Annotated in this window: 16 protein-coding genes; 2 read left to right on the top strand and 14 right to left on the bottom strand. The window is 71.9% G+C overall.

What is annotated here, in order from left to right; translation table 11 throughout:
- Positions 1–10: 10 nt before the first annotated feature.
- From AB0M95_RS19980 to AB0M95_RS19960, 5 genes are all read right to left on the bottom strand, one after another.
- Entirely contained in the window at positions 11–862 is an 852-nt protein-coding gene (locus AB0M95_RS19980) for an alpha/beta hydrolase (RefSeq protein ID WP_363766469.1), read from the bottom strand.
- 287 nt (positions 863–1149) lie between these two features.
- A complete protein-coding gene (locus tag AB0M95_RS19975) occupies positions 1150–3732 on the bottom strand; it encodes an FtsX-like permease family protein (protein WP_363766466.1) in 2583 nt (860 codons plus the stop codon).
- Entirely contained in the window at positions 3726–4394 is a 669-nt protein-coding gene (locus AB0M95_RS19970; RefSeq protein WP_363766463.1) for an ABC transporter ATP-binding protein, read from the bottom strand. Before AB0M95_RS19970 ends, AB0M95_RS19975 begins: the two co-directional genes overlap by 7 nt.
- 5 nt (positions 4395–4399) lie before the next feature.
- Positions 4400–5053: an ATP-binding cassette domain-containing protein gene (locus tag AB0M95_RS19965; RefSeq protein ID WP_358523156.1), complete on the bottom strand. Its 654-nt coding sequence runs from the start codon at positions 5051–5053 to the stop codon at positions 4400–4402.
- A complete protein-coding gene (locus tag AB0M95_RS19960; protein WP_363766461.1) occupies positions 5050–5658 on the bottom strand; it encodes a hypothetical protein in 609 nt (202 codons plus the stop codon). Before AB0M95_RS19960 ends, AB0M95_RS19965 begins: the two co-directional genes overlap by 4 nt.
- Before the next feature lie 259 nt (positions 5659–5917).
- Here AB0M95_RS19960 and AB0M95_RS19955 point away from each other — a divergent pair, with 259 nt between their 5' ends.
- Positions 5918–7228, top strand: coding sequence for a HAMP domain-containing sensor histidine kinase (locus AB0M95_RS19955; protein WP_363766459.1), 1311 nt, complete (start codon positions 5918–5920; stop codon positions 7226–7228).
- Between the two features lie 52 nt (positions 7229–7280).
- Here the strand turns inward: AB0M95_RS19955 and AB0M95_RS19950 are convergent, their stop codons facing one another.
- From AB0M95_RS19950 to AB0M95_RS19920, 7 genes are all read right to left on the bottom strand, one after another.
- Entirely contained in the window at positions 7281–7976 is a 696-nt protein-coding gene (locus AB0M95_RS19950) for a response regulator transcription factor (RefSeq protein WP_358522853.1), read from the bottom strand.
- A gap of 83 nt (positions 7977–8059) precedes the next feature.
- A complete protein-coding gene (locus tag AB0M95_RS19945) occupies positions 8060–10456 on the bottom strand; it encodes a beta-L-arabinofuranosidase domain-containing protein (RefSeq protein ID WP_363766456.1) in 2397 nt (798 codons plus the stop codon).
- Positions 10457–10529: 73 nt separating this feature from the next.
- Positions 10530–13286, bottom strand: a complete 2757-nt coding sequence (locus tag AB0M95_RS19940; RefSeq protein WP_363766453.1) for an AbfB domain-containing protein — start codon at positions 13284–13286, stop codon at positions 10530–10532.
- Positions 13287–13453: 167 nt separating this feature from the next.
- Entirely contained in the window at positions 13454–14476 is a 1023-nt protein-coding gene (locus tag AB0M95_RS19935) for an ABC transporter permease (protein ID WP_363766450.1), read from the bottom strand.
- Positions 14473–15438, bottom strand: a complete 966-nt coding sequence (locus tag AB0M95_RS19930) for an ABC transporter permease (protein WP_363766447.1) — start codon at positions 15436–15438, stop codon at positions 14473–14475. The genes AB0M95_RS19935 and AB0M95_RS19930 overlap by 4 nt, the downstream gene beginning before the upstream one ends.
- Positions 15431–16966, bottom strand: a complete 1536-nt coding sequence (locus AB0M95_RS19925; protein ID WP_363766536.1) for a sugar ABC transporter ATP-binding protein — start codon at positions 16964–16966, stop codon at positions 15431–15433. Before AB0M95_RS19925 ends, AB0M95_RS19930 begins: the two co-directional genes overlap by 8 nt.
- Before the next feature lie 73 nt (positions 16967–17039).
- The gene (locus AB0M95_RS19920) at positions 17040–18116 is read right to left on the bottom strand and encodes a substrate-binding domain-containing protein (protein ID WP_363766444.1); all 1077 of its coding nucleotides are present in this window, start codon (positions 18114–18116) and stop codon (positions 17040–17042) included.
- Positions 18117–18285: 169 nt separating this feature from the next.
- Here AB0M95_RS19920 and AB0M95_RS19915 point away from each other — a divergent pair, with 169 nt between their 5' ends.
- Positions 18286–19308, top strand: coding sequence for a LacI family DNA-binding transcriptional regulator (locus AB0M95_RS19915; RefSeq protein WP_363766441.1), 1023 nt, complete (start codon positions 18286–18288; stop codon positions 19306–19308).
- Positions 19309–19378: 70 nt separating this feature from the next.
- On the opposite strand, the gene AB0M95_RS19910 is transcribed toward AB0M95_RS19915, so the two are convergent.
- Together AB0M95_RS19910 and AB0M95_RS19905 are read right to left on the bottom strand one after the other, a co-directional pair.
- Positions 19379–21397, bottom strand: a complete 2019-nt coding sequence (locus AB0M95_RS19910) for a beta-1,3-glucanase family protein (RefSeq protein ID WP_363766438.1) — start codon at positions 21395–21397, stop codon at positions 19379–19381.
- A gap of 144 nt (positions 21398–21541) precedes the next feature.
- Positions 21542–23056 carry a ricin-type beta-trefoil lectin domain protein gene (locus tag AB0M95_RS19905; protein WP_363766435.1) on the bottom strand — a complete coding sequence of 505 codons (1515 nt, stop codon included), beginning with the start codon at positions 23054–23056 and terminating at the stop codon, positions 21542–21544.
- Positions 23057–23556: the final 500 nt, after the last annotated feature.

The following is a 23556-nucleotide window of genomic DNA, read 5'->3' as shown; positions in this document are numbered from 1 at the left end:
ATGTGCGGGCTCATACGCCGAGCAGGGCCAGCACCGCCCGGCCCAGCGGGTCGGCGGGGTCGGCGAGCCCCATCGGCAGGTCGAAGTGGTGACGGCCGGGCACCACCATGTCGGTGACGTCCAGGCCGTTCGCGCGCGCCGCGGCCACCAGGTGGTCCTGCTGGTCGGCGAATCCGATCGGCTCGTCGGCGCCCCGCACGGCCAGCAGCGGCGGCATGCCCGGGCGCAGCGCCCGTACCGGGCTGTTGCGCTCCGCCTCGTCCGCCGTGAGCCGGATCGCGGGGCCGATCGAGGCGTGCAGCAGGGGTTCCAGCTCGTAGAGGCCGCTGAGCAGCACGGCGGCGCTCACCGGCTCGGCGTCCAGGCACATCGCGACGAGCTGGGCGCCGGCCGAGTGCCCGGCGAGGACGATGCGCCGTTCGTCCACGCCGAGCGCCGTGGCGTTGCGGCGCAGCCACCGGACTCCGCGCCGCGCCATCTCCACGATCTCGTCCAGCCGGTATCGCGGCGCGAGGCCGTACCCGAGGGCGGCGTACGCGGCCCCGCGCGCGACGAGAGCGGGGGCGGGGAACGTGGAATCGGCCTCGCTCAGCTCCTGCCAATATCCGCCGTGCACGAAGACCAGCAGGGGTGCTCCGGACGATTTCGCGGGGAAGAATTGCAGCCGCTCCGCCTCGCCGGGCCCGTACGCCAGGTCGCGCCACAGGGACATGTGGCGGGCCTCCTCGGAAAGGTGGGCGTATTCCTTGAGGAACGGGTCCGGGGAAACGCTCAGGCCCGGCAGATATGCCTCGTCCCAGCGGTGCCGGTCGGTGCCCCAGCCGCGGTCCGGCAGGGGCCGGGTGTCCGCTCTCGCGATCATTGGGGTACTCCGGTAATCGTTGTCACGGCAAATATGCCTTTGGGCCTGGATGAACGCACTTGTCCAAGATCCCATCGGGACCAGGCGCGCAGGCACCTTTCCCGGGAAGACCACCGGCGCACCGTTAAGTCAGCTTCTCGGTCTTGAAGGGACTGAGCTTGCAGCTCCTCACCGTGCATGGGGTACACGGTTCAGGCCGCACGGCGCCGGAAGGTGCACGGATCCCTTCACAAGTCCCCCAGGGTTCACGGATCCCTTCACAAGTCCCCCAGGGTTCACGGATCCCTTCACAGGTCCCTCAAGACGGTCAGTGGCGGGCGGCGGGCCGCGCGCAGGGCGAGTGCTCCGGCGGCGGGTAGGACGATCAGTCCCACGGCCGCCATGGCGGCCACCTGGCCCCAGGGGACGGCGAGCTGATCGGGCGCCGGATCGAACACGCCGGTGAGGACGACCACGAGCATCTGCGCCAGCGCCCACCCCGCCGCCGCGCCGAGCACGGTCGCGCCGAGCGCGACCAGGCCGACCTCCGTCCAGATGAAGGCGCCGAGCTGGCGCGGCCGGGCGCCCAGCACCCGGGCCAGGGCGAACGTGCGGCGCCGCTCGGTGAAGCCGAGGATCAGCAGCAGCCCGGTCGCCGCGGCGGCGAGCGCCAGGCCGTACCCCAGCTCGATGGCGCTGAGCCCGGACAGATCGACGGCCGTGAGGCTGGAGCCGACGACCTTGCGCGTGGTGTCCAGGTCGGTGATCCCGGCGTCCGGGCCGAGCCGGTCCCGCACCCGGTCGGCGACCAAATGCGGCGCGGTCCCGTCGGTGGAGATCAGGAAGGTCGTCGAGCCGCACCCGCCGGGGCACGCGGAGGCCAGGTAGGAGGCGTTGGCGACCAGGAAGCTGTCGCGGGGGGCGGTGGGGAACTCGGTGACGATGCCGGCGTAGTGGAACGGGACGATCCGCCCGTCCTGCGTCCGCAGCCTGAGGAGGTCTCCGGGGCGCAGTTGGAAGTCGTTGACCGTCTCCTGGCTGACCAGCAGGGCGTCGGGGCGAGCGGCCAGCTTCTTGACGGCCCCGGCGGCGGTGTCCCCGGGGAAGTACGTGTCCTGTAGGTGGGTGGCGGCCAGGACGGTCCCGGGCCGGACGCCGTAAAGGTCCTGCAGGTCCGATCCGACGTAGGCGAAGCCGTGCTGGAGCGGTTCGACGCCCGACACGCCGGGGACGGCGGAGAGCTGGGCCTCGGTGGCGGTGGACCGGGTCACGGTGACGTCCGCGCCGTTGGTCAGCACGGCGTCCACGAGCGCCTGCCGGCGGTAGGTGGCGTTGAACGTGGCCGTGGACAGGACGAAGGCGACGGCCAGGGCGGCCATGGTCACGCCGCGGCTCAGCGGCCCGGCCTGCCGGGCCAGGGACACCGCGACGGTCCCGGCGAGCCGGCCGGCCAGGGGTGAGGACAGCCGGGCGACGATGGCCCGCCCGGGGCCGAGGAGCAGGCGTGTGAGCCGCCACATGAGCAGGCCCGCGCCCGCCCACAGCAACGCCGGCCCGGCGAAGGCCCAGTAGTCGACGGAGATCTGGGTCAGCCCCTCGGGCACGAGGACGAGCTGGTGGCCGGTGCCGCTGGTCAGCTTGAAGACGACCAGGGAGGCGGCGATGAGGACGAGGTCGAGCCCGTAGCGCAGCGGGACCGGCATCCGTCCGCCGATGGTGATCGGCGCGCGCCCGGCGACCACGCCCGCGGGACGCAGCGCCGCGGGCAATACGGTGCCGCAGGCGACCAGCAGCCCGACCACGGCGCTGGCGATCGTCCATCCGGCCGCGCCGCCGAGGCCCGCCGTGCTGTGCGACAGCCACCCGGTGAGGGCGGCCAGGCCGAGGCCCACGACGGCGCCGGCGACGCCCACGGCCAGCGTCTCGGCCAGCGCGAGCCGCAGGAAGGTCGCGGGCGAGGCGCCCCGCGTGCGCAGCAGGGCCTGGTCGGCGGCCCGCCGTACGGCGCCGACGCGGGTGATCGACGCCGTGAGCAGGATCGCGAGCACCACCCCCGGGACGCCGAGGAAGACGAACAGGAGCTGGGAGTAGAGGGCGTCCTCGCGGGCCGCGCCGAGGGCGGCACCGAGGTTGTCGCCGGCCAGGCCGGTGCCCGCCATGCGCACCTCCAGGTTGCGGGCGGCGCCGGTGACCTTGATGTAGGCGTCGGCGGGGTCGGGCGGCAGGCGGTGGTCCAGCCGCACGTGGAACTGCGTGCGCACCCGGTCGCGGGGGATCGCGTCGAACAGCGCGTGCCATTCGCTCGACGGCAGGATCAGTACGTTGTCCGGCGGGGCCGTGGGCTGGGCGCCGGGCGGGGCGCCGACCCGCTGGAAGAGGGAGTCGGCCTCGGGCAGTTCGACCACGCCGGCGATCTTCACCTGGGCGTCCGGGAGTCCGGGCCGGTGGACGATGATCGTCGAGCCGGGGACGGCGCGCAGGTTGGCGGCGGTCTGCTGGGCGAGGAGGGCGCCGGAGGCGGTGCCCGTGAGCAGCCTCATCTGGCCGGGGAAGACGGTCGCGTAGTCGCCGGGCAGGCCGAGGGCCCGTCCCGGCCCCGTGGGGACGGTCCGCCCGGACTGCCGGTTCTCCAGGCCGTCGAACTGGGCGAAGTCCACCTGCCGCGAGGTGCCGGGCATCGGTACGGAGATCTTGGCGCCCGGCTGGGCCTCGACCTGCCAGTCGACGGCCACACGCGCGACCGAGCGGGTGGTCATGGTGGCCTTGGCGGACGCGAGGAACACGCCGAGCGCGGCCGGGAGGGCCACGGCGAGCGCGATCCCGGCGGCGGCGCCGGCGAGCCGTCCGCCGCGGCGGGTCAGCAGGCCGCGCAGCCAGAGGATGGTCAGCATTCCAGCGCCCCGTCTCGCATTCGCCAGTGGATGGGCAGGAGGCCGGCGATCATCTGGTCGTGCGTGGCGATGACCAGCGCGGCCGTCAGCCGCCGGGCGACGGTGATGAGCAACTCCACCACGCGGGCCGCGAGCGCGGAGTCCAGCTGCGCGGTCGGCTCGTCGGCGATGATCAGCCGCGGGGACCCCGCCAGGACGCGAGCGACGGCGACCCGCTGCGCCTGCCCGCCGGACAGCTCCTGCGGCAGCTTGCCCGCCAGGTCGCCGATGCCCACCGAGTCCAGCGCGCGCAGCGCCATGGCCCGGGCGTCGACGTCGGGGAGCCCGGCGATGAGCAGGGGCAGGGCGACGTTCTCGGCGGCGTCCAGCGGAGGGAGCAGGCTGGGCCCCTGGAAGACGACGCCGACGCGGCCCCGGGGCCGGTCGTCCAGCTCGGGCCACGCGACGGTCCCGGTCGTCGGCCGGTCCAGGCCCGCGAGCAGATGGAGCAGCGTGGTCTTGCCCGACCCGGACGGGCCCATCAGAGCGACCTGGTCGCCGGGGGCCAGGGTGCAGCTCACGCCGTGGACGGCGACCACGGCCTTGCTTCCCCTGCCGTAGGTGCGGGCGACGTCCTGGCAGGTCACGACGGCCCTGCCCATCACGCCCGTCACGCCCGTCACGCCCATCACGCCACCCGCCCGTCGGCGATGCGGACGACGCGGTCGGCGACACGGTGGACGGCCGCGCTGTGCGAGGCGATCACGACGGCGACCCCGTAGCACGCCTGGTCCTTGATCAGGCTCAGGACGGACGCCTCGTTGCCCGCGTCCAGTTCCCCCGTGGGCTCGTCGGCCACCAGCAGGACGGGCTTGCAGGCCATCGCGACGGCCAGCGCCGCGCGGGCCGCCTCGCCTCCCGAGAGGCGGCTGGGCCAGGCGTCCGCCAGCGTGGCGATGCCCAGCCGGTCGAGCGTCTCGGCCATATGGGCGGGGTCGGGCCGTGCGGCCAGGCTCTGCGCGAGCCGCGCGTTCTGCGCGACCGTGAGGTGCTCGATGAGGTTGCCGCTCTGGAACACCACGCCCACCAGCCGCGCCCGCAGCCGCGCCTTGTCGGCCTCGCTCCGGTGGCTCACCCGCTCGCCGGAGATCCGCACCGTGCCGCCGTCCGGGTCGTCCAGGCCCGCGACGCAGTTCAGCAGCGTCGACTTGCCAGAGCCGGACGGGCCGCTGATCGCGACGACCTCCCCCTCGTCGACGTTCAGCGAGACCCCGCGCAGCGCGCGCGTCTCCTCGTCGCCGGAGCGGTAGAAGCGGTAGAGCTCGTCCGCCTGGAGGATCATGATGTCCACCGGAACGAGTCGGAGACCGTCCGCCAGGGGTCGACGTTGTCGGCGCCGACCGGCCCGGTCAGCGTGAGCACCGCCCGGCGCCCGCCCTTGGTGAAGACGTACCGCTCGACCTCGTCCCTGATGACCTTGTTCGTCACCGGGTCCGGCGCGCTGTCGACGCGGTAACGGGTCAGCTCGGCCTCGCCGCCCTTGCGGCTGACCTTCTTCTGGTCCACCCGCTCGATCCCGGGCGGGTCGGACGGCGGGCCGATCTCGATCCGGACGCTGTTCAGCTTGTCGGAGAAGCTCGCGCCGGTGGGCAGGTCGGTGCGCTCCCACCCCTCCGGGATCTTCACCTCGTACCCCTGGCCCTGTGGCCGGAACGGGAGGAAGACGGTGTCGTCCGGGATGTCGCCCGGGGGACTGGACTCGGTCGGGTGCGCGGCGGGCTGAGTGGCGGCCTGAGTAGCGGGCTGAGTGGCCTGATCGGTGGCCTGGGTGGCGGTCGGGCCCACTGGCGCCGTGGCCGCCGTCGGGGCCGGGTCGGCGGCGTTCCCGCCGCACGCCGTGGCTGCCATGGCCACGACCAGCGCAAGGACGGTGTGTCGCGCGTTCATGGCGCCAACGTAGGATCGGGCGGGTCAGCGTCGGCTGAGCGGTAGGTTAACGCGACGTTCACGTTCGATTCGCGTTCGCGACGCGGGCGTCCGTGCGCGACCTGCGTCCGTCCGCGGCCGGCGTCCGTGCGCGACCTGCTACGGTCCGCGGCCTGCGACGCCGGGCCGGGCGCACGGGCCATGCCGCCCACGGTCAGGCCGACGGCCGTGCCGGAGAAAGTTATCCGAATGCTTACCTGCGAACCGCCACGATGCGCGCATGAGCGCTGAAGGCACGCCGCTGCGGAGGCGGGCGCTGGCGGCGATCGTCGCCGTCACCGCCCTGGCCGTGCTGCTGTTCGCCGCGCCGCTGGCGGTCTCGGTGGGCCGGCTCTACCACGACGAGACCGCCGCCGCGCTCCAGCGCGACGCCGCCTGGATCGCCGCAGCCGTGCCGGACGACGTGGGCAAGGACCCTCGCCTGCCGGCGGCGTTGCCCCGCGACATCGCCGCCGACCTCACCGTCGGCGTCTACACGGTCAACGGGGCCCGCCGCCTGTTCGGCGCGGGACCGGAGACCTCCGCCCTCGCCGCGAGCAGCCACGACGGGCGCACGCACCAGCGCATCGAGGACGGCTACCTCGCCGTGACGGCCCCGATCCCCTCGGACGAAGGGATCAGGCTGGTCGTCCGGGTCGCCGTCCACCACGACCTGATCGAGGACCGGATCCACCGGGCGTGGCTGTTGATGGCCGCGCTCGGGCTGGTCGCGCTCGGCCTTGCCGCCGGCATGGCCATCTACCTGTCCCGCCGGCTCGCCACGCCGCTGGAACGCCTGACCGGCGCGGCCCTGGCGCTCGGCGACGGCGACTTCACCGTACGGGCCCCGCGATCGGGGCTGCGCGAGGCCGACCAGGCGGGGGAGGCGCTGGAGGCCACGGCCCGGCGGCTGGGCGACGTGCTGGCCCGCGAGCAGGCGTTCAGCGCCGACGTCTCCCACCAGTTACGCACCGGCCTGACCGGCCTGCTGCTGGGCCTGGAGTCGGCGCTCGCCCGCCCGGCCGCCGACCAGGCCGACGCCATCAGGAACGCCCTGGCCCGGGGCGAACGGCTGCGGACGGTGATCGAGGACCTGGTCACCCTGGCCCGCCACACCCACGCCGGGGGCCGCCCGCTCGACCTGCGGGCCCTGGCGGAGGAGGTGCGCCGGCACTGGCACGGCCTCCTGGCGGAGCGCGGCCGGCGCCTGACCATCCGGATCGAGCCCGACCTGCCCCCGGTGACCGCCGCCCCGGCGGCCGTGCGGCAGATCCTCCTCGTGCTGCTCGACAACGCCCTGACGCACGGGGCCGGCGAGGTCGTGATCACGGTCGCGGACGTCGGCCCGGGCGTGGCGGTGAACGTCGGCGACCAGGGGGAGGGCGTCCCGGAGGGGAAGGACGTGTTCGCCCGGCCGGCCTCGGCCCACGACGGCCACGGGATCGGGCTGCCGCTCGCCAGGTCTCTCGCGGAGGCCGAGGGCGGCCGCCTGGTGCTGCACCGTAACGCCCCGCCGGTCTTCAGCCTGCTGCTGCCCGCCTCCCCGGCGTGATCAGGCCACCCGGTACGGCCGCGCGATGCCCGCGAGGCGGCGCGCGCGCCGATCAGTGCTCGTAGCGGTACCCGCGGCCCCGGACGGTGGTGATCCGCGGGACGCCCTTGTCCGACCGCGCGCCGGACTCCTCCAGCTTGCGGCGCAGCGCGAACACGTGCACGTCCAGGGTCTTGGTCGAGCCGAACCAGTTCTCGTCCCACACCCGGTCCATCAGCTCCTCGCGGGTGACGACCTCTCCCGCCTTGCTGACCAGCACCGCGAGCAGGTCGAACTCCTTGGGACGCAAGGTCAGCTCGGCTCCGTCCAGGAAGGCGCGCCGGGCCGGAAGGTCCAGCCGCAGGGGGCCCGCCGCCAGCGTGCGCTCCTGCGGGAGGACGGCCTGCCGCCGCAGGTGCGCGCGCAGGCGGGCCATCAGCTCGGCCAGGCGGAATGGCTTGGTCAGGTAGTCGTCGGCCCCGGCGTCGAGCGCGACGACCACGTCCAGCTCCTCGGTGCGGGCGGTGAGCACGACGATCACGGCGTCGGGGACGGCCAGGCGGAGCTTGCGGCAGACGGCCACCCCGTCCATGTCGGGCAGCCCCAGATCGAGCAGGACGAGGGCGGGCGGGTCCGCCTGGGCGATGTCCAGCGCCGCCCGCCCGTCGGCGGCCAGTGTGGAGGCGTACCCGTTGACCTCCAGCGCCTCGGTCAACTCGGCGCCGATCACCAGGTCGTCCTCGACCACGAGAACGCTCGCACCCGCCATGACTCGATCGTAGACGCCGCTCCGTCCGGCCCGGCCGCGTCACCGCCGCCGGGCCGCCGCGACGTATCAAGGGGGCGGCGCGGTCAGAGGATGCGCCAGTCGTGGTCGGCGGTGCCGTTGTCGGCGAACTGCACGACCTGCGCGGAGTCCGCGGTGGACATGCCGGAGACGCCGAGGACCTTGCCGCTGTTGCGGTTCCGCAGCCGCAGATACCCGTTGCCGCCGTCGACGAGCTGCCACTGGTGGTCCAGGGTGCCGGTGTCGGAGTACTGCTGGACGCGGGCGGAGTCGGCCGTGGACATGTTCTCCACCGCCAGCACCTTGCCGGACAGGACGTTGCGCAGCTTCACGTAGCCGCCGCCCGCGTCCTCGATCCGCCACAGGTGGTCGGCGGTGCCGTTGTCGGCGAACTGCACGACGTTGGCCGAGTCGGCCGTGGACATGCCGTCCACGCCGAGGACCTTGCCGGAGTTGCGGTTCTGGAGGCGGAAGGCGGCGCCGGGCGGCAGCCAGGGGCGGGTGCCGCCGGTCTGCGGGAAGGACGTGATGCGCAGCCGTGCCGCGCCCATCGGGATCAGCGTGACCTGCTCGACGGGTGTGGACGCGGCGACCGGGCCGTCCTGCAGCGGGGTGACCACGTGCTGCGCGTCGGCCTGCCAGGCGTCGATGCGCTGGGCGCCGGTGCGCAGCCGGACCGGCGCGCCGGCGGAGGTGAACGGGTCGTCGGCGTTCCCGCCGGCGACGACGGTGAACGTGCCGCCCTGGACGAGGCCGTAGTTCCACGGGGTGGTGGCGTGCACGTCGTATTCGGGGAACTGGGCGGATCCACCGGTTTGCACCCAGTTCTCGCCGATCTGCAGGGAGAAGGTCAGCGGGCCGTAGTTCACGGAGGCGGCGTTGTGCTGGGCCGGCCAGATCTTCACGGCCGGCTGCATGGGCAGCCGGAGGGTGACGGTGTCGCCGTTGGACCAGGTGCGGGCGACGGTCGCGTATCGGGGGCCGGGGCCCGCCGTCACCGGGGCGCCGTTCACGCGCAGGTCGGGCGCGGAGCACCAGCCCGGGATCCGCAGGACGAGCGGGAAAGCCACCGGCGCGCCGAGGGCGAGCGTGAAGGTGACGGTGCCGGAGAAGGGGTAGTCGGTGCTCTCGGTGACGGTCACGCTCGCCCCGCCGGCGACCTTGGCGGTGACGGTGCACGGGCCGTAGAGGGCGGCGCAGAGCCCGCCGTCGCCCGTGGCCAGCCACATCTCTTCGAGGTAGTACGGCCAGCCCATGCCGTAGTTGTGCGGGCAGCACCGGTACTGGTCGACGCCGGGCCGGTAGGACTGCATGGCGAACCCGTTCTCGAACTGGCCCATGGTCTTGGGGCTGTTGTCCAGGTCGACGCAGTTGGCGCTGGTGATGTAGTGGACGGCCCTGCCCTGCGGGTCGAGCGCGGCGGGCAGCGAGTTGAAGGCCAGTTCCTCGGTGCGGTCGGCCCAGACCGGGTCGCCGGTGACGCGGGTGAGGATCTCGTGGCTGAGCATGTACTCGACGATCCCGCAGGTCTCGAACCCCTGCCGGGGGTCGCCGAAGCCGGGGCGGGCGTTCTCGTCCCCGGCGAAGCCGCCGCCGGGGAACTGGCCGTAGGCGTTCTGGACGGCGGCGTAGTCGTTGTACGTGGCCGTGCGGTGGCTCGGGTCGCCGGACAGGACCCAGTACTGGGCGGGCTCGCGGAAGCCCTGGGTGATGTTGACGTTGTGCGGGCTCGGGAGGTTGTTCACCCAGTTCGCGGAGTTGGCGTGGATCTTCCGGACGAGGTCGAGCAGGAAGCCTTCGCCGGTCCGGTTGTAGAGCCAGTAGACGACGTCGATGGTGTCGGCCCACCGGTAGGTGCCCCAGCCGTCCCGGAAGACGCCCGCGGGCTGGGCGTTCATGTACGCGAAGAAGCGGCCGAGGAAGGGGTTCACGCGCGCGTCGCCGGTGTACTCGGCGTGCGAGCGCAGGGCGTGCAGCATCGGCATGTGCGGCCAGAGGTCGGCGTGGCCGTTCAGCGAGGTGCGCAGCGGCTGCGGGCCGAAGAACCCGTCCGCGCTCTGGGTGCCGAGCACCCCGTTGATCCAGCGGTCGGCGGTGGCCAGCGCGGCGGCGTCGCCGGTGACGTACGCCAGGTCCACGTATCCGCGCAGCCAGTACGGCACCTCTTCCCAGCCGCCGAGGTTCCCGCGTGTCCATCCGGTGTTGTCGTACTGCAGGAAGTGGGAAATTTCGGGATAGCGACCGCAGAGCCCGGTGAGCTGGCGGTTCAGCTGGGTGGCCAGCCAGCCGCGGGCGCGGGTGGCGCCGGGCGGCAGACGCAGGAAGGCGGCGGGCTGGAGCGGGGCCCGGTTGCCGGGGTAGGCGGGCGCGGCGGCCGACGCCGGGGCGGCGGGCAGGCCGGCCGCGGCGATGCCCACCGCGGCGACGCCGCCCGCCAGGAAGGTGCGACGTGCGAGGGTCATGGTTCGGGTCCGTTCGGCCAGGGCGTCCCGCCCGGAGGGCGGTCCGGGCGGGACGAGTGTGGCGGGCCCTGGGTCAGGGAGCCCAGGGGGCGGCGAGGTGCCAGGTCACGTCGGCGTCGTAGGAGGTCGGCGAGTCGTAGGGGTGCGAGCCGCCGTTGGAGGCGATCCACACCTCGGCCGCGTAGTGCCGGATGTTGTTGTCGCCGAAGTTGAAGGAGTTGAGGGTGACGTCGCCCGAGCCGTAGCGGCCGGGCTGCGCGCAGAACGTGGCGTCCCGGTCGAACAGGACCGTGCCGTCACGAGCGTCGTTGCGGATGCGGAAGGCAGAGTGGCGCAGGTAGTTCCCGGGGAAGTTGCGCGACTCGAAGGAGTAGCAGCTCGGCTCGGCCAGGCCCGGCCTGACGATGAAGGTGGCGTCGGCCTTGAGCGTGGCGTCGCTCGCGCCGGTGACCACCTCGGTGGTGCCGAGGCCGTTGATGTGGCGCAGGTAGCGGTCGGTGAACCCGGGCGTCACGACCTGCAGGGACCGCGCCTGCCCGGTGGGCAGGTCCGCGCCGCTGACCCACCAGGGCGAGGTGACCGCCCAGGTCGCGTCCTCCGCGAAGCTCGCCGGATTGTCCCACGGGTTGGCGCCGCTCTTGTCGGAGAGGTACACCTCGGCGTTGATGTGGCGCAGGTACCGGCCAGGGAGGTTGTAGGACTCCAGCGAGCTGCCGCCGCCGGCGAGCCCCGCGCGGACGCAGAACGTCGCGTCGGCCTTGAACAGCGCCGAGCCGTCGTTCGCGTCGCGGCGCACCCGGTGGTTGTAGTGCCGCAGGAACTGCCCGGGGGCGCTACGCGACTCGAACGACACGCAGCCGGCGTCGGCCAGGCCCGGCCGCGTCCAGAAGGTGCTGTCGCGCTTGAGCGCGTCGGAGGACGCGGCGTCCACGACCGAGGTCACGCCGAGCCCGCCGGAGAGGCTGAGCGACCTGTCGGTGTACCCGCTGGTGGTGACCTTGAGCGACACGAGCCGGTTCACGGGGACGTAGGTGCCCTGCGCGGCGTTCACGACCGAGGTGTTCACGGCCCGCACCTGGGCGAAGTCCATCTTCTCGATCCGCCGGTCGTAGGTGTAGAAGCCGTTGACCTCGTTCTCGACGTCGGTCGGCTCGGTGTACACCGACGCGGACAGGCCGTGCGTGAAGATCAGGTCGCGCAACCGGCCGGTGATGTCGACGTACCGCTGGGTGAGCGCGGCGGAGGTGGGCAGCAACTCGTAGCCGAACCCGTTGCCGGGCGACCACTCGTGGCCGGACACCCGCAGGCCGAGGCCGCCGTACTCGCCGAGCACCGCGACGCGGGTCGCGGTGGGCAGCTGCGGGCTGCCCGGCCCCACATAGATGTGGTCGTCGATCGTGTCGCCGTTGCCGCCGTCGAACCCGCAGCAGTTGGAGCCGGAGTTGTTGGTGACCAGCCGGGTGGGGTCCCAGCTCTTCACCAGGTCGGCGATCCGCGCCGGGTCGTACTCGCCCCAGCCCTCGTTGAACGGCACCCACAGCACGATCGAGGTGATGCCTTTGAGCTGGTCGACCATACGGCGCAGCTCGGACTCGAAGTTCGCGCGGTCGGCGGTGGACGGGTCGACGCCGGTCCGCATCGACGGCATGTCCTGCCACACCATCAGCCCGAGCCGGTCGGCCCAGTAGAACCAGCGGGCGGGCTCGACCTTGATGTGCTTGCGCACCATGTTGAAGCCCAGGGACTTCTGCTTCTCCAGGTCGAAGCGCAGGGCCTCGTCGGTGGGCGCGGTGTAGATGCCGTCCGGCCAGAAGCCCTGGTCGAGGGTGCCGAGCTGGAACACGAACTTGCCGTTCAGGACCGGCCGCAGCACGCCGCCCACCATGGCCTTGCCGATGGAGCGCATGCCGAAGTAGCCGCCGACCACGTCGCCGCCCCCGTCGCCCGTAAGGGTGACGCGCAGGTCGTACAGGAACGGGTCGTCCGGGGTCCACAGGCGCGGGTTGGGGATCGGCACGCGCAGAAGCCGCCCGGGAGTCCCGGTGGCCGAGGCCACCACGGCGCCGTTCTTGAGCACCTCGGCCCGCACGCCCTGCGCGGTGCCGCTGACCTGCGGGACGAGGTCCAGGGCGCCGGCGGCGAGGTTGGGGGTGGTGTCGAGGCGGGTGACGCGGGCGGCCTTGGTCGGCTCGATCCACACGGTCTGCCAGATGCCGCTGGAGGCGGTGTAGAAGATGCCGCTCGGGTTCAGCCGCTGCTTGCCCAGCGGGTACCCGGCGGCGTCGACCGGCGCGTACACGCCGACGACGATCTCGTTGGTGCCGTACCCGCGGTTGAGCGCGCCGGTGATGTCGAAGGTGAAGGCGTCGTAGCCGCCGCTGTGCGTGCCGACCTGGACGCCGTTCACCCATACCGACGCCCGGTACATCACGGCGCCGAAGTTGAGCTGGACGCGCTGCCCGTTCCACCCGGGCGGGACGGTGAACGTGCGGCGGTACCACATGTTGTTCTCGTGCCGCTTGATGCCCGACAGCGCCGACTCGATCGGGTACGGGACCAGGACGGTCTCGGCGAGGTTCCGGCCGATCGGCGGGCTGTTGAGGTCGGCGGCGCCGGCGAACTGCCACTGGCCGTTGAGGCTCTGCCAGTCCGGGCGGGTGAGCTGCGGGCGGGGGTACTCGGGCAGCGGGTTGGTGAGCGACACCTGGCTCGTCCACGGCGTGGTCAGCGGCGGCGTCTTGGGGATGTAGTCGGCGTGCGCGGGCGCGGCGGTGACCAGCGTCCCGGCGAGCAGCGCCACGACGGCGGTGAGAACCTTGATCAGTCTCATCGGCTGGGCTCCTGCGGTCGGCGGGATCCGGTGCTCGGCTTCGGGGGTGGCTTCGACATGTCTCGTCCTCGGATCGGGGGGATGGATGGAGTACGAGTGAGCGGGTGGGGTGCGGGCCGTCGGCCTGGGAGCGTGCCGGGACTCGCGCGGACATGTGTTTTGCGGGGTCAGCGGCGGCCGTGGGACAGGGCCCGCTGGACGACCACGACGACCAGCAGGAACGCGCCGCTGACCACCGACTGGAAGTTGCCGTCCAGCGTGCCGATCTGGTTGATGATGTTCTGGATGACGTTGCGCAGAAGTACGCCGAACAGGGTGCCGATCAGGGTTCCCGCGCCGCCGGTCAGCAGGGTGCCGCCGATCACCACGGCGGCGATCGCGTCCAGTTCGGTGCCGACGCCGATGACGGTTACCCCGGACTGCAGGTAGGCGGCGGTCATCGCGCCGGAGAACCCGGCCAGCAGGCCGCTGAGCACGTACACGATGATCTTGGTGCGGGCGACGGGGAGCCCCATCAGCACGGCCGAGCTCTCCGAGCCGCCGGTCGCGAACAGGGCGTGCCCGAACCCGGTCCGCCGCAGCAGGAGGCCTCCGGCGACGAACAGGGCCAGCGTTATGTAGACGGGGTAGCCGATGCCGAACAGGACGCCCCGGCCGATCTCCAGGAACACCTGGTCACTGTCGATCTTGTAGGTGGTGGCGCCCTCGCCGGTGATGGCCAGCAGCAGTCCCCGGGCGAACAGCAGGGTGGCGAGGGTGGCGATGAACGGCGCCATCGCGGCGCGGGCGACGAGCAGCCCATTGATCAGGCCGATCAGCCCGCACACCGCCAGCGGCAGCAACAGCGCGCCGAAGAAGCCCCAGCGTGAGCCGTAGGCCGCCAGCACCCCGCCGAGCGCGTAGACCGAGCCGACGGACAGGTCGATACCGCCGGAGATGATCACCAGGGTCATGCCGAGCGCGATCACGGCGAGGAACGAGCTCTGCAGCGCGAGCGTCCGCAGGTTGCCCGCCGTGCCGAAGCCGGGGAAGGTGATCCACGCCACGGCCATCACCGCGGCGAAGACCAGTGCGGCGCCCTGCCGCTGGAGCAGACCGGCGACGAGCTCACGGCGGGCCGCCCCCCGCGTGGCGCGGCCGGGCGCCGGGGCGCTCTCGTGGAATCCGGTGGGGGTGGTCGAGGTGCTCATCGGCCGCTCCGTTCGCGCGCCACGTACACCGCGACGACGATGATCGCCGCCTGGACCATCTGCGCGCTGGAGTCCGGCAGGTTGTGTTTGATCATGGTCGCGTACAGCAGTTGCATGAGCAGCGCCCCGGCGACCGTGCCGGCGACCCGCACCCGGCCGCCGGACAGGGGAGTGCCGCCGACCACGACGGCGGTGATGGCCGACAGCTCCATCAGCATGCCGGTGTCGGCGGGGTCGCCCGCGCCGAGACGGGCGGTGGCCAGCACGCCCGCGAGCGCGGCGAGCAGCCCGCAGATCGCGTACACCGTGACCAGCACCCGCCGCACCGGCAGCCCGGCGAGGGCGCTGGCCGAGCGGTTGCCGCCGATCGCGACGATCCGCCGGCCGAGGGCGGTACGGCGGATCAGCAGCCCGGTCAGCACCGCGAGGACGGCCGCGACGACGACGCTGATCGGGATGCCGAGCAGGTCTCCGGAGCCGAGGTTCAGGAAGGCGGGGTTGTGGATGTCCACGAGCCGCCCCTGGGCCATGACCAGGGCCAGGCCCCGGCCGCCGACCAGCAGCGCGAGCGTCGCGATGATGGGCTGGATCCCGACATAGGCGACCAGGACGCCGTTCAACACGCCCGCGACCAGGCCCGCGATCAGGGCCATGGCCAGCGCGGGCACCAGGCCGTAGCCCAGGTAGAGCGGGATCAGCGCGGCGGCCAGCGCCATGACCGCGCCGACCGACAGGTCGATGCCCTCCGTGCCGATCACGAGGGCCATGCCGAGGGCCACGATGACGATCGGGGCCACCTGCACGAGCTGGGTCCGGAAGTTGCCGAGCGACAGGAAGTTGGAGGTGAAGGCCACGTTGAACAGCAGCACGGCCGCGACGGCGACGTACACCCCGTACTCCTGCAGCCGGTTCGCGTGGGCGCGCCGGGCGCGCGGTCGTGAGGACAGGGCCGCGTCACTCATCGGGGTCCCCTTCGGTTTCGGAGGGGTGCGCGAGCGCCGCCAGGACGCCGCCCTCGGTGACCTGGTCGCCCCGGAGGTCGCCGACGACGGCGCCGTCGCGCAGGACCACCAGCCGGTCGGCGCCGTCGATCAGCTCCTCCATGTCGGAGGAGATCAGCAGGACGCCCATGCCCTCGGCGGCGAGTTCGTCGATCAGCTTCTGCACCTCGGCCTTGGCGCCGACGTCGATGCCTCGGGTGGGTTCGTCCAGCAGCATCACCGCGGGCTGTGTGCACAGCCAGCGGGCGAGCAGCACCTTCTGCTGGTTGCCGCCGGACAGCTCGGAGACCTTCTGCTCGGGGCTGGAGATCTTGATGCGGAGTCGCTTGACGAAGATGTCCACGATCTTGTCCTGCTTGGCCCGGCTGACCAGGCCGTACCTGGATAATCGGGGCAGCGCGGCCAGGACGATGTTCTCGCGGACGGACAGGTTGGGGATGATCCCGTCGGCCTTGCGGTCCTCGGGCAGCATCGCCATGCCCGCGGAGATCGCCGCGGACGTGCTCCCGGGCCTGACCGCCTTCCCGGCGAGCACCACCGAGCCGGCGTCCAGGGGCAGCGCGCCGAAGAGCGCCCGGGCCGTCTCGCTGCGTCCCGAGCCGAGCAGCCCGGCCAGGCCGACGATCTCCCCGGCCCGGATGGTCACCGAGACGCCCGCGAGCCGGTGACGGCTGGAAAGGCCCTCGGCGCGCAGCAGCGTCTCGGCCGCCGCGTGACGGTCCTCGCCGAAGCTCGTCACGCCATGGGCCCGCACCTCGCCGATCTCGCGGTCGAGCATCATCGAGACCAGGGAGAGCCGGTCGACCTCGGCCAGCGGGCCGGTGTGCACGAGCTTGCCGTCCCGCAGCACGGTCACCTGGTCGCAGATCCGGTACAGCTCGTCCATGCGATGGCTGACGTAGAGGATCGCGATGCCCTGCCGGTGCAACCGGCCGATCACCTCGAACAGCGTCTCCACCTCGCGGGGCTCCAGCGACGAGGTCGGCTCGTCCATGATGACCACCCGCGCGTCCACCGACACGGCCCTGGCCAGCGCGACCATCTGCTGGGCGCCGACGCCCAGACTGCCGAGCGGCCGCCGCACGTCCTCGGTGATGCCGTACCCGGCGAGCAGGTCGGCGGCCATCGCGTGCATCCGGGACCGGGAGATCAGCCCCAGGGAGTCCCGGGGTTCGCGGCCGAGGAAGACGTTCTGCGCGATGCTCATCAGCGGGACCAGGTTGACCTCCTGGTAGATCGTCGAGATCCCCGCCCGCTGCGCCTGGATCGGCGTGCCGAACACCACCGGCCGCCCATCGCGCAACAGTTGCCCGCCGTCCGGCTGGTAGACGCCGGTGAGCACCTTGATCAGGGTGGACTTGCCGGCTCCGTTCTCCCCGACCAGGGCATGGACCTCACCGGAGCGCAGCCGGAACGACACCCGGTCGAGCGCCCGCACTCCGGGGAACTCCTTGCTCACCTCGACGACCTCAAGCACTGGTACGTCCATTTCGTCCACACGACCCTCCGTTCTCAGGACGAGCCGGACGCACCCCCTACCGGGATCCGGCCGGCGGACAAGGTCAGTAGGAGTTCGCCAGCTTGGACGCCGCGTTGGTCTCGTCGTACTCGTCGTCGGCGATGATCACGTTCGGCGGGATCGGCGTGCCGTCCACGAACTGCTGGAGGGTCTGGAAGGCGAGCTGCCCGAACCGCGGGTTCGACTCCACGACGGCGTTGTAGGAGCCCTCGGTGATGAGCTTGACCGCGTTGCGCGTGCCGTCGATCGAGACGATCTTGATGTCCTTGCCCGGCTGCTTCCCCGCCGCCTTGATGGCGTTGACCGCGCCGACGCCCATCTCGTCGTTCTCGGCGTACACGGCGGTGAGGTCGGGGTGGCTCTGGAGCAGCTGCTCCGTCACCGCCTGCCCCTTCGAGCGGTCGAACTCGCCGGTCTGCTCGGCGACGATCGAGATGCCGGGGGTGCCGGCCACCTTGTCCTTGAAGCCCTTGGTCCGGTCGGTGGTCACGTTGTTCCCGGACGAGCCGAGCAGGATCGCCACCTTGGCCGTGCCGCCGGTGACGCGGATCATCTGGTCGGCCGCCCGCTCGCCCTGCTTGACGAAGTCGGAGCCGATGAAGGTCAGGTAGTCGGTGCAGGGCTGCGAGGTGACCTTGCGGTCGATCGTGATGACCGGGACCTTCTTGGCCTTGGCCGCGTCCAGCGCGGGCTGCAGGCCGTCGGAGTTGAGCGGGGCGACGATCAACGCCTGGGCGCCCTGGTCGAGCATGGACTTGATGTCGCTGACCTGCTTGTTCAGGTCGCTCTGGGCGTTGGTGACCAGCAGGTTGCCCGTGGGGACGCCCAGCTTGGCGGCCTCGTCCTTGATCGACTGGGTCTCGGCGATCCGGAACGGGTTGGCCTCCTTCTCGGACTGCGAGAAGCCGATCTTCGCGGTCTTCAGGTCGATCTTGGGGTAGCCGGTCCCCGCGAGCGTGCAGCCGGTCCCGGTCGGCTGCGCAGAGGCGGCCGTGGCGGCGGGCCCGGTGTTCGCGGCGGCGGACGTGCCCTCCTCGCTCTTCGCGCAGGCGGTGAGCGTGAGAGCGATCACCGCGGTGACGGCGACGCCGGCCGGGATCCGTTGTCTGATGGCTGTCATATGAGCTCCTCTGGTCGTTCCCCTCGGGGCTGTTCGAGACGCGGGCGTAGTACGCCGTCCCGGCCGGTCGTGACGCGTCACCAAATTTTTACGACGTTGTAGCAACGTTGTAAATAGGGAAAAAACGTCTAGGCTTGCGTTGACATAACAGATCCGTGAAGGGATCCGCGTGAGGGCCGCCACACTCAAAGACGTCGCGGAGCTGGCCGGCGTCTCGGTGAAGACCGTGTCGAACGTGGTCAACGGCTATGCGTTCGTCAAGCCGGAGAACCGCCGCAAAGTGGAAGCGGCGCTGATCGCCACCGGCTATCGGCCCAACATCGGCGCCCGCAACCTGCGCCGCGGCAAGACCGGCTTCATCGCCCTCGTCCTCCCCGAGCTGAGCATCCCGTACTTCGGGGAACTCGCCGGGCTCATCATCACCGCCGCCCAGGCCCACGGGTGGAACGTGCTCATCGAGCAGACCCAGGGCACCCGGGACCGCGAGCGCACCGCCCTCACCTCGATGGGCCCGCACATGATCGACGGCGCGATCCTCAGCCCCGAGGCCCTCTCGGCGGAGGACTTCGCCGACCTCGACTCCAGGGTGCCGCTGGTCATGGTCGGCGAGCACGCCGTGGACGTGCCGATCGACCACGTCGCCATCGACAACGTCCTCGCCGCGCGGACGGCGGTCGGCCACCTGGCCACGATCGGCAGGCGCCGGATCGCGGCGATCGGCCGCAATCCGACCCGCGGCACCGCGGCCCTGCGCCTGGAGGGGTACCGTGCGGCCCTCGGCGAGGCCGGGCTCCCGCAGGACGACGAACTCGACGTCCCCGTGCGCGAATACCACCGCGGGGAGGGCGCGCGGGCCATGAGCCACCTGCTCGACCTCCCCGAACGACCCGATGCGGTCTTCTGCTTCAACGACCTGCTCGCCATCGGGGCCCTGCGGGCGGCGGCCGACCGCGGCGTCCGCGTCCCGGAGGACCTGGCGATCGTCGGCTTCGACAACACCGAGGAGAGCGCCTACAGTGTTCCGTCGCTGACCACGATCGCCCCCGACAAGAGGGCGATCGCCGAGGCCGCCGTCTCGCTCATCCACGCCAGGAGCGCCGAGGCCGCCGAGAACGCCACACCCTTCGACGTCGAGGACGTCCAGACCCCGTTCGCCCTGGAGATCCGCGAGAGCACCATCGGCCGGACGTGAGCCGCCGCCTCCTTCCGGAGTGACCTTCACGTGACCGGCGCCGGGGCGACGCCGGCCACGTGACGGCGGGTCACTGCACGGCGAAGCGCTGTGCGGCGGTGCCGTTGCAGTCGTAGATCTGCAGGCGGGTGCCGTTTCCGGTCGCGCCGTTGGGGGAGTCGATACACCGGCCGGACTGCGGGTTCTGCATCGACCCGTTGGACAGTTGCACCCAGTTCTGCGCGCCGGTGTTGTTGCAGTCGTAGAGCTGCAGCAACGTGCCGTTCGCGGTGCCGCCGCCCTGCACGTCCAGGCAGCGGCCGAGGGTGCGCAGCGTCTGCCCGCTCCAGGTCCAGAACTGGTCCTTCGCGTTGGAGTTGCAGTCCCAGAGCTGGACGACGGCGTTGTTGCCGCCGGTGTCGTCGCCCGAGACGTCCACGCACTTGCCGCCGGGGCCGGCGATGTTCGCCCCGCCCGCGAAGGACCAGCGTTGCGCGGCGGTGCCGTTGCAGTCGTAGATCTGCAGCCGTGTGCCGTTGCCGGTCGCGCCGTTGGGGGAGTCGAGGCACCGGCCGGACCCGGCGTTCCTGATGGACCCGTCGGATTGCAGCAGCCACTGCTGGTTGCCGGCGCCGGAGCAGTCCCAGATCTGGACCTTCGACCCGTTCGCGGTGGCGTTGTCCACGACGTCGAGGCACTTGCCGCCGTTGAACGTGCGCAGGGTGTTGCCGACCATCGTGTAGTGCTGGTCCACGGCGTAGGACTGGCAGTCCCAGAGCTGCACCGGCGCGCCGTTGCCGCCGTTGTCGTCGCCCGAGACGTCCACGCACTTGCCGCCCGGACCCGTGATCGGCTCCCCGGCGACCGTGCCGCCGCCTCCGCCGCCCGTGCCGAAGCTTCCGATCGTCATACCGGCCGACGCCGGGTTCGGCTGGTCGATCACCGGGGCGAACCCGCCCACGTCGTCGTAGGAGAAGCCGTACGCCAGGCGGTTCAACGAGAAGTCGTGGATCGTCTTGCTGAAGAGGTTCGACGCGGACTGCCCGTAGAACCTCGCCGGGTCCGTCGTCGGCTGCGTGTCGAACATGACCCGGCCCGCCGTCGACAGCGTCGCCCGGTTCAGCGCCGCGCACACGCGTGCGCCGACCGCGAGGATCGCCGCCTGGTCCGGCTGGTTCGGCGGCTGCATGCCCCCGGCGCACGCGAAGACGTCACTCGTCGCGGGCCTGGTGAGCGTGCCGATGACGTTGCCGGACGTGCCCCTGAACGTCCAGTTCGCTCCGCTGGTCGTGCCGGTGAAGTCGCCCAGCGACGTCTGCACGTTCAACGTGTGCGTGGCGTAGTACGACCACACGGCGTTGACGTAGGAGTCGAGGTACCCCGAGGGGAACGACCCCCTGGGGATGGCGTGCACGGGCGAGAGCACGCGCAGCGGGAGGCCGTCGGAGGTGCGCGTCGTGGTCAGGCTCGACCACGGCGACCCGAGCGCGCCGAACGCGTTCAGGATGCCGGTGCGGTTCCCGGTGATGCCCTGCGTCTGCGTCCTGTTGGCGGTGTCGGTGACGCTGACGGTCAGCGGGATGCTGAACATGTCGACGGTCGTGGAGTTGATGAAGATGCCCGTGCCGCCGCTGCTCGCCCGCGCGAACTCCGTCCAGTCGTACAGGATGTTGGCGTTCGGGTCGCTCGGGACCCAGGGCGCGGGCTCGACCAGGCCGTTCGTCGTCAGGAGGAACTGCAGCTTGTTCCCCATCGACAGGTAGACGCGGCCGCCGGACAGGCTCGGCGGCAGCATGACCGTCCTGCTGGCGCCGTTGCCCGGCCCGGGGATGGAGATGTCGGGGGCCGGCACGGGCCCGTTGGGCGTGGACGGGGGGAAGCTGTACGCGCGCCAGGTTCCCGACCCGTCCACGTATCCCTGCTGGCCGGCGGAGTTGCGGGCGATGACGTAGATGTACGTCGCGTCGCCGCGGCCGGAGTTGTTGGTGACGGTGAAGGGCAACTGCGTGACGGCGGCGTCGGCCGCCCGCTGGCCCGAGGCGATGAGAACCGCCTGGGCCAGCATCATGACGGCGGCCAGAAGGCGCCACCGCCGGGACGATACGTGCATACCTCGGCTCCTCTGGGACCTGCGCACCCGGCCGCCGTCCTCGCCGCGCGAGGCGGCGGGACAACGGCGGGGGCATCGGGGTGGGGGGTGAAGGGAGCGGGTGCGGCACGGCCGGCCGACTTCACCGGCCGTGCCGTCGAGCTGTCAGCCTCGGCGCCACTTCTGGTTGGCGCCGCCGTGGCACTCCCACTGGATCAGGGGGGCGCGGTCGTTCGGGTTCCAGCCGCCGATGTCGACGCACTTGTTGGACTGAGGATTGACCAGGTCACCAGCGCCCGACAGGACGAACTGCTGCGCGCCCGTGCCGTTGCACGTCGCGATCTGGATCGCGGCGCCGTTGTCGCGGGATCCCCAGGCCACATCCATGCACAGGTTGTTCTGCGAGCGGAGCGTGCCGCCGGTGAACGTCCACTTCTGCGCGATGGTGCCGTTGCAGGTGTACATCTGCAACTGCTTGCCGTCGCTGAAGTTCGCGTCGGGCACGTCGATGCACTTGTTGTTGAGGCTGCTGATCAGCGAACTGGTGCTCCCGCCGGTGGTCGTCAGGGTGAGGCCGTACGCGCCGAGGATCTCGTTGACCGGCTGGTAGACGGTGATGCCGCCGCTGGAGCAGTTGCCGGCGACGCCGGAGGTGACGCCCTGGGCCTGGTCCCCGGATATGAACGCGCCGCCCGAGTCGCCGGGTTCGGCGCAGGCCGAGGTCTGGGTGAGCTCGTAGACGAGCTGCCCGGAGTAGTTGACGGTCACGTTCTTGGACTGGACCACGCCGCAGCGCCAGCCCGTGGTGCGCCCGGACCGGCAGATCGACGCCCCGACCGGCGCCTCCTGCGAGCCGGCCACCGAGACGACGCCGCCGCCGTAGTTGTTGACCCAGGGGCGCGGCGTCCAGTTGCTGTTGGTCCGCACCCAGGCGTAGTCGTTGCCGGGGAAGGAAGAACCGGCGAAGGTGCCCTGGCTGACATTGTTGTTGCCCAGGGTGGGGCTCCCGGTCTGGCCGCAGTGGCCGGCGGTGACGAAGCCGCCGTTGTCCACCGAGAACCCGACCGAGCACAGGGTGTTGCCGTTGATGACGTACTGGTCGCCGCCGCGGAGGTCGTACACGGGACGGGGCGCCTCCCCGATGGAGATCCGCACCGCGCTGCGGTCGAGGTTCCCGGCCTTGACCAGGCGCTCGGCGGCGGCGGTGTCGGCCGCCGACACCACGATGGCGTTGGCCGCCGGGTCGGCGTACCAGCCGTAGACGTCCGTGCCGGCCGCGCCGTCCGCGCCGGCGGCCCGGTCGAGCGCGGCCTTCGCCTCCGTCAGTTGCTTCTCGGTGCGTTGCACCGTCACGGGCAGCGCGCCGGCCGCGCTGACGAGGGCGGCGTCGCGAGTGTCGAGCACGCCCACCTTGAGTCGCTGCTGGGCCGCGTCGTACCAGGCGCCGGCGAACCGGTCGGCCAGGCGCGTGCGCAGCCCCTTCTCGACGATGGCCGCGGCCGCCTCGTGGGCCTGGCGGACGTCCGCCTGCACGGGGGTGAGGTTGAGGTCGCGTTGGAGGGCCTGCTGCTGGGTCACCGCCGAGGCGGCCGGGTCGGGGGAGGGGGCGGCGTAGGCGGTTACGGAGGGGAGGAGCGCGACGGCGAACACCGCCGCGCCGGTCAGCACGGTGAGTCTCACGACGATCCTTACGGGGGGTGGGATTGGCGTGAGAGCGCTCTCAATAAAGAAACTTTACAGTTCTACGAACGTCCGTCAACCCCTGAAAATCATCGAGATGCCGCCATGACCTGCCGGTTCGCCCGGCCGTCCAAGAATCACCAGGTAGGAGACGGCGAGACTCTTACCGAAAACCGCGGCCCGCCCACGCGCAAATCGATTGCACCCCCGACAGCGCCTCCCGATCCGGGCGCGCGGCGCGCGTCCGCCCCCGGCGGATGAGCCCGAGAGAGCCGCGTGGCCGAGCTCGGGGCCCGGTTGGGCGTCGTCCCCGGGCGCCTGTACAAGCTCCTGGACTGCCTGGAGAGCCTCGGCATGGTCCGCGGCGAGGCCACCGGTGACGACTTCGCCCTGACCCGCTACCGGGCCGTGCCGGGCCTGCGTGAGGCGGCGGGCGTCACCGGCCCGGGTTCGCTGGAACTCGACCGCGACCGCTACCCGTGGCGGCTGTTGCACGGCAG

Origin of the sequence: Sphaerisporangium sp. NPDC051017 (assembly GCF_040683095.1) — a bacterium.
Classification (GTDB): domain Bacteria; phylum Actinomycetota; class Actinomycetes; order Streptosporangiales; family Streptosporangiaceae; genus Sphaerisporangium.
This window is presented reverse-complemented; position numbering and strand designations above follow the sequence as displayed.

Excerpts from the sequence above, each read along its gene's own strand:
- AB0M95_RS19950 (WP_358522853.1), bottom strand. The coding sequence starts at position 7,976 with ATGGCGGGTGCGAGCGTTCTCGTGGTCGAGGACGACCTGGTGATCGGC.
- AB0M95_RS19925 (WP_363766536.1), bottom strand. The coding sequence starts at position 16,966 with ATGGACGTACCAGTGCTTGAGGTCGTCGAGGTGAGCAAGGAGTTCCCC.
- AB0M95_RS19935 (WP_363766450.1), bottom strand. The coding sequence starts at position 14,476 with ATGAGCACCTCGACCACCCCCACCGGATTCCACGAGAGCGCCCCGGCG.
- AB0M95_RS19945 (WP_363766456.1), bottom strand. The coding sequence starts at position 10,456 with ATGACCCTCGCACGTCGCACCTTCCTGGCGGGCGGCGTCGCCGCGGTG.
- AB0M95_RS19965 (WP_358523156.1), bottom strand. The coding sequence starts at position 5,053 with ATGATCCTCCAGGCGGACGAGCTCTACCGCTTCTACCGCTCCGGCGAC.
- AB0M95_RS19920 (WP_363766444.1), bottom strand. The coding sequence starts at position 18,116 with ATGACAGCCATCAGACAACGGATCCCGGCCGGCGTCGCCGTCACCGCG.
- AB0M95_RS19980 (WP_363766469.1), bottom strand. The coding sequence starts at position 862 with ATGATCGCGAGAGCGGACACCCGGCCCCTGCCGGACCGCGGCTGGGGC.
- AB0M95_RS19940 (WP_363766453.1), bottom strand. The coding sequence starts at position 13,286 with ATGAGACTGATCAAGGTTCTCACCGCCGTCGTGGCGCTGCTCGCCGGG.
- AB0M95_RS19955 (WP_363766459.1), top strand. The coding sequence starts at position 5,918 with ATGAGCGCTGAAGGCACGCCGCTGCGGAGGCGGGCGCTGGCGGCGATC.
- AB0M95_RS19960 (WP_363766461.1), bottom strand. The coding sequence starts at position 5,658 with ATGAACGCGCGACACACCGTCCTTGCGCTGGTCGTGGCCATGGCAGCC.
- AB0M95_RS19975 (WP_363766466.1), bottom strand. The coding sequence starts at position 3,732 with ATGCTGACCATCCTCTGGCTGCGCGGCCTGCTGACCCGCCGCGGCGGA.
- AB0M95_RS19930 (WP_363766447.1), bottom strand. The coding sequence starts at position 15,438 with ATGAGTGACGCGGCCCTGTCCTCACGACCGCGCGCCCGGCGCGCCCAC.
- AB0M95_RS19910 (WP_363766438.1), bottom strand. The coding sequence starts at position 21,397 with ATGCACGTATCGTCCCGGCGGTGGCGCCTTCTGGCCGCCGTCATGATG.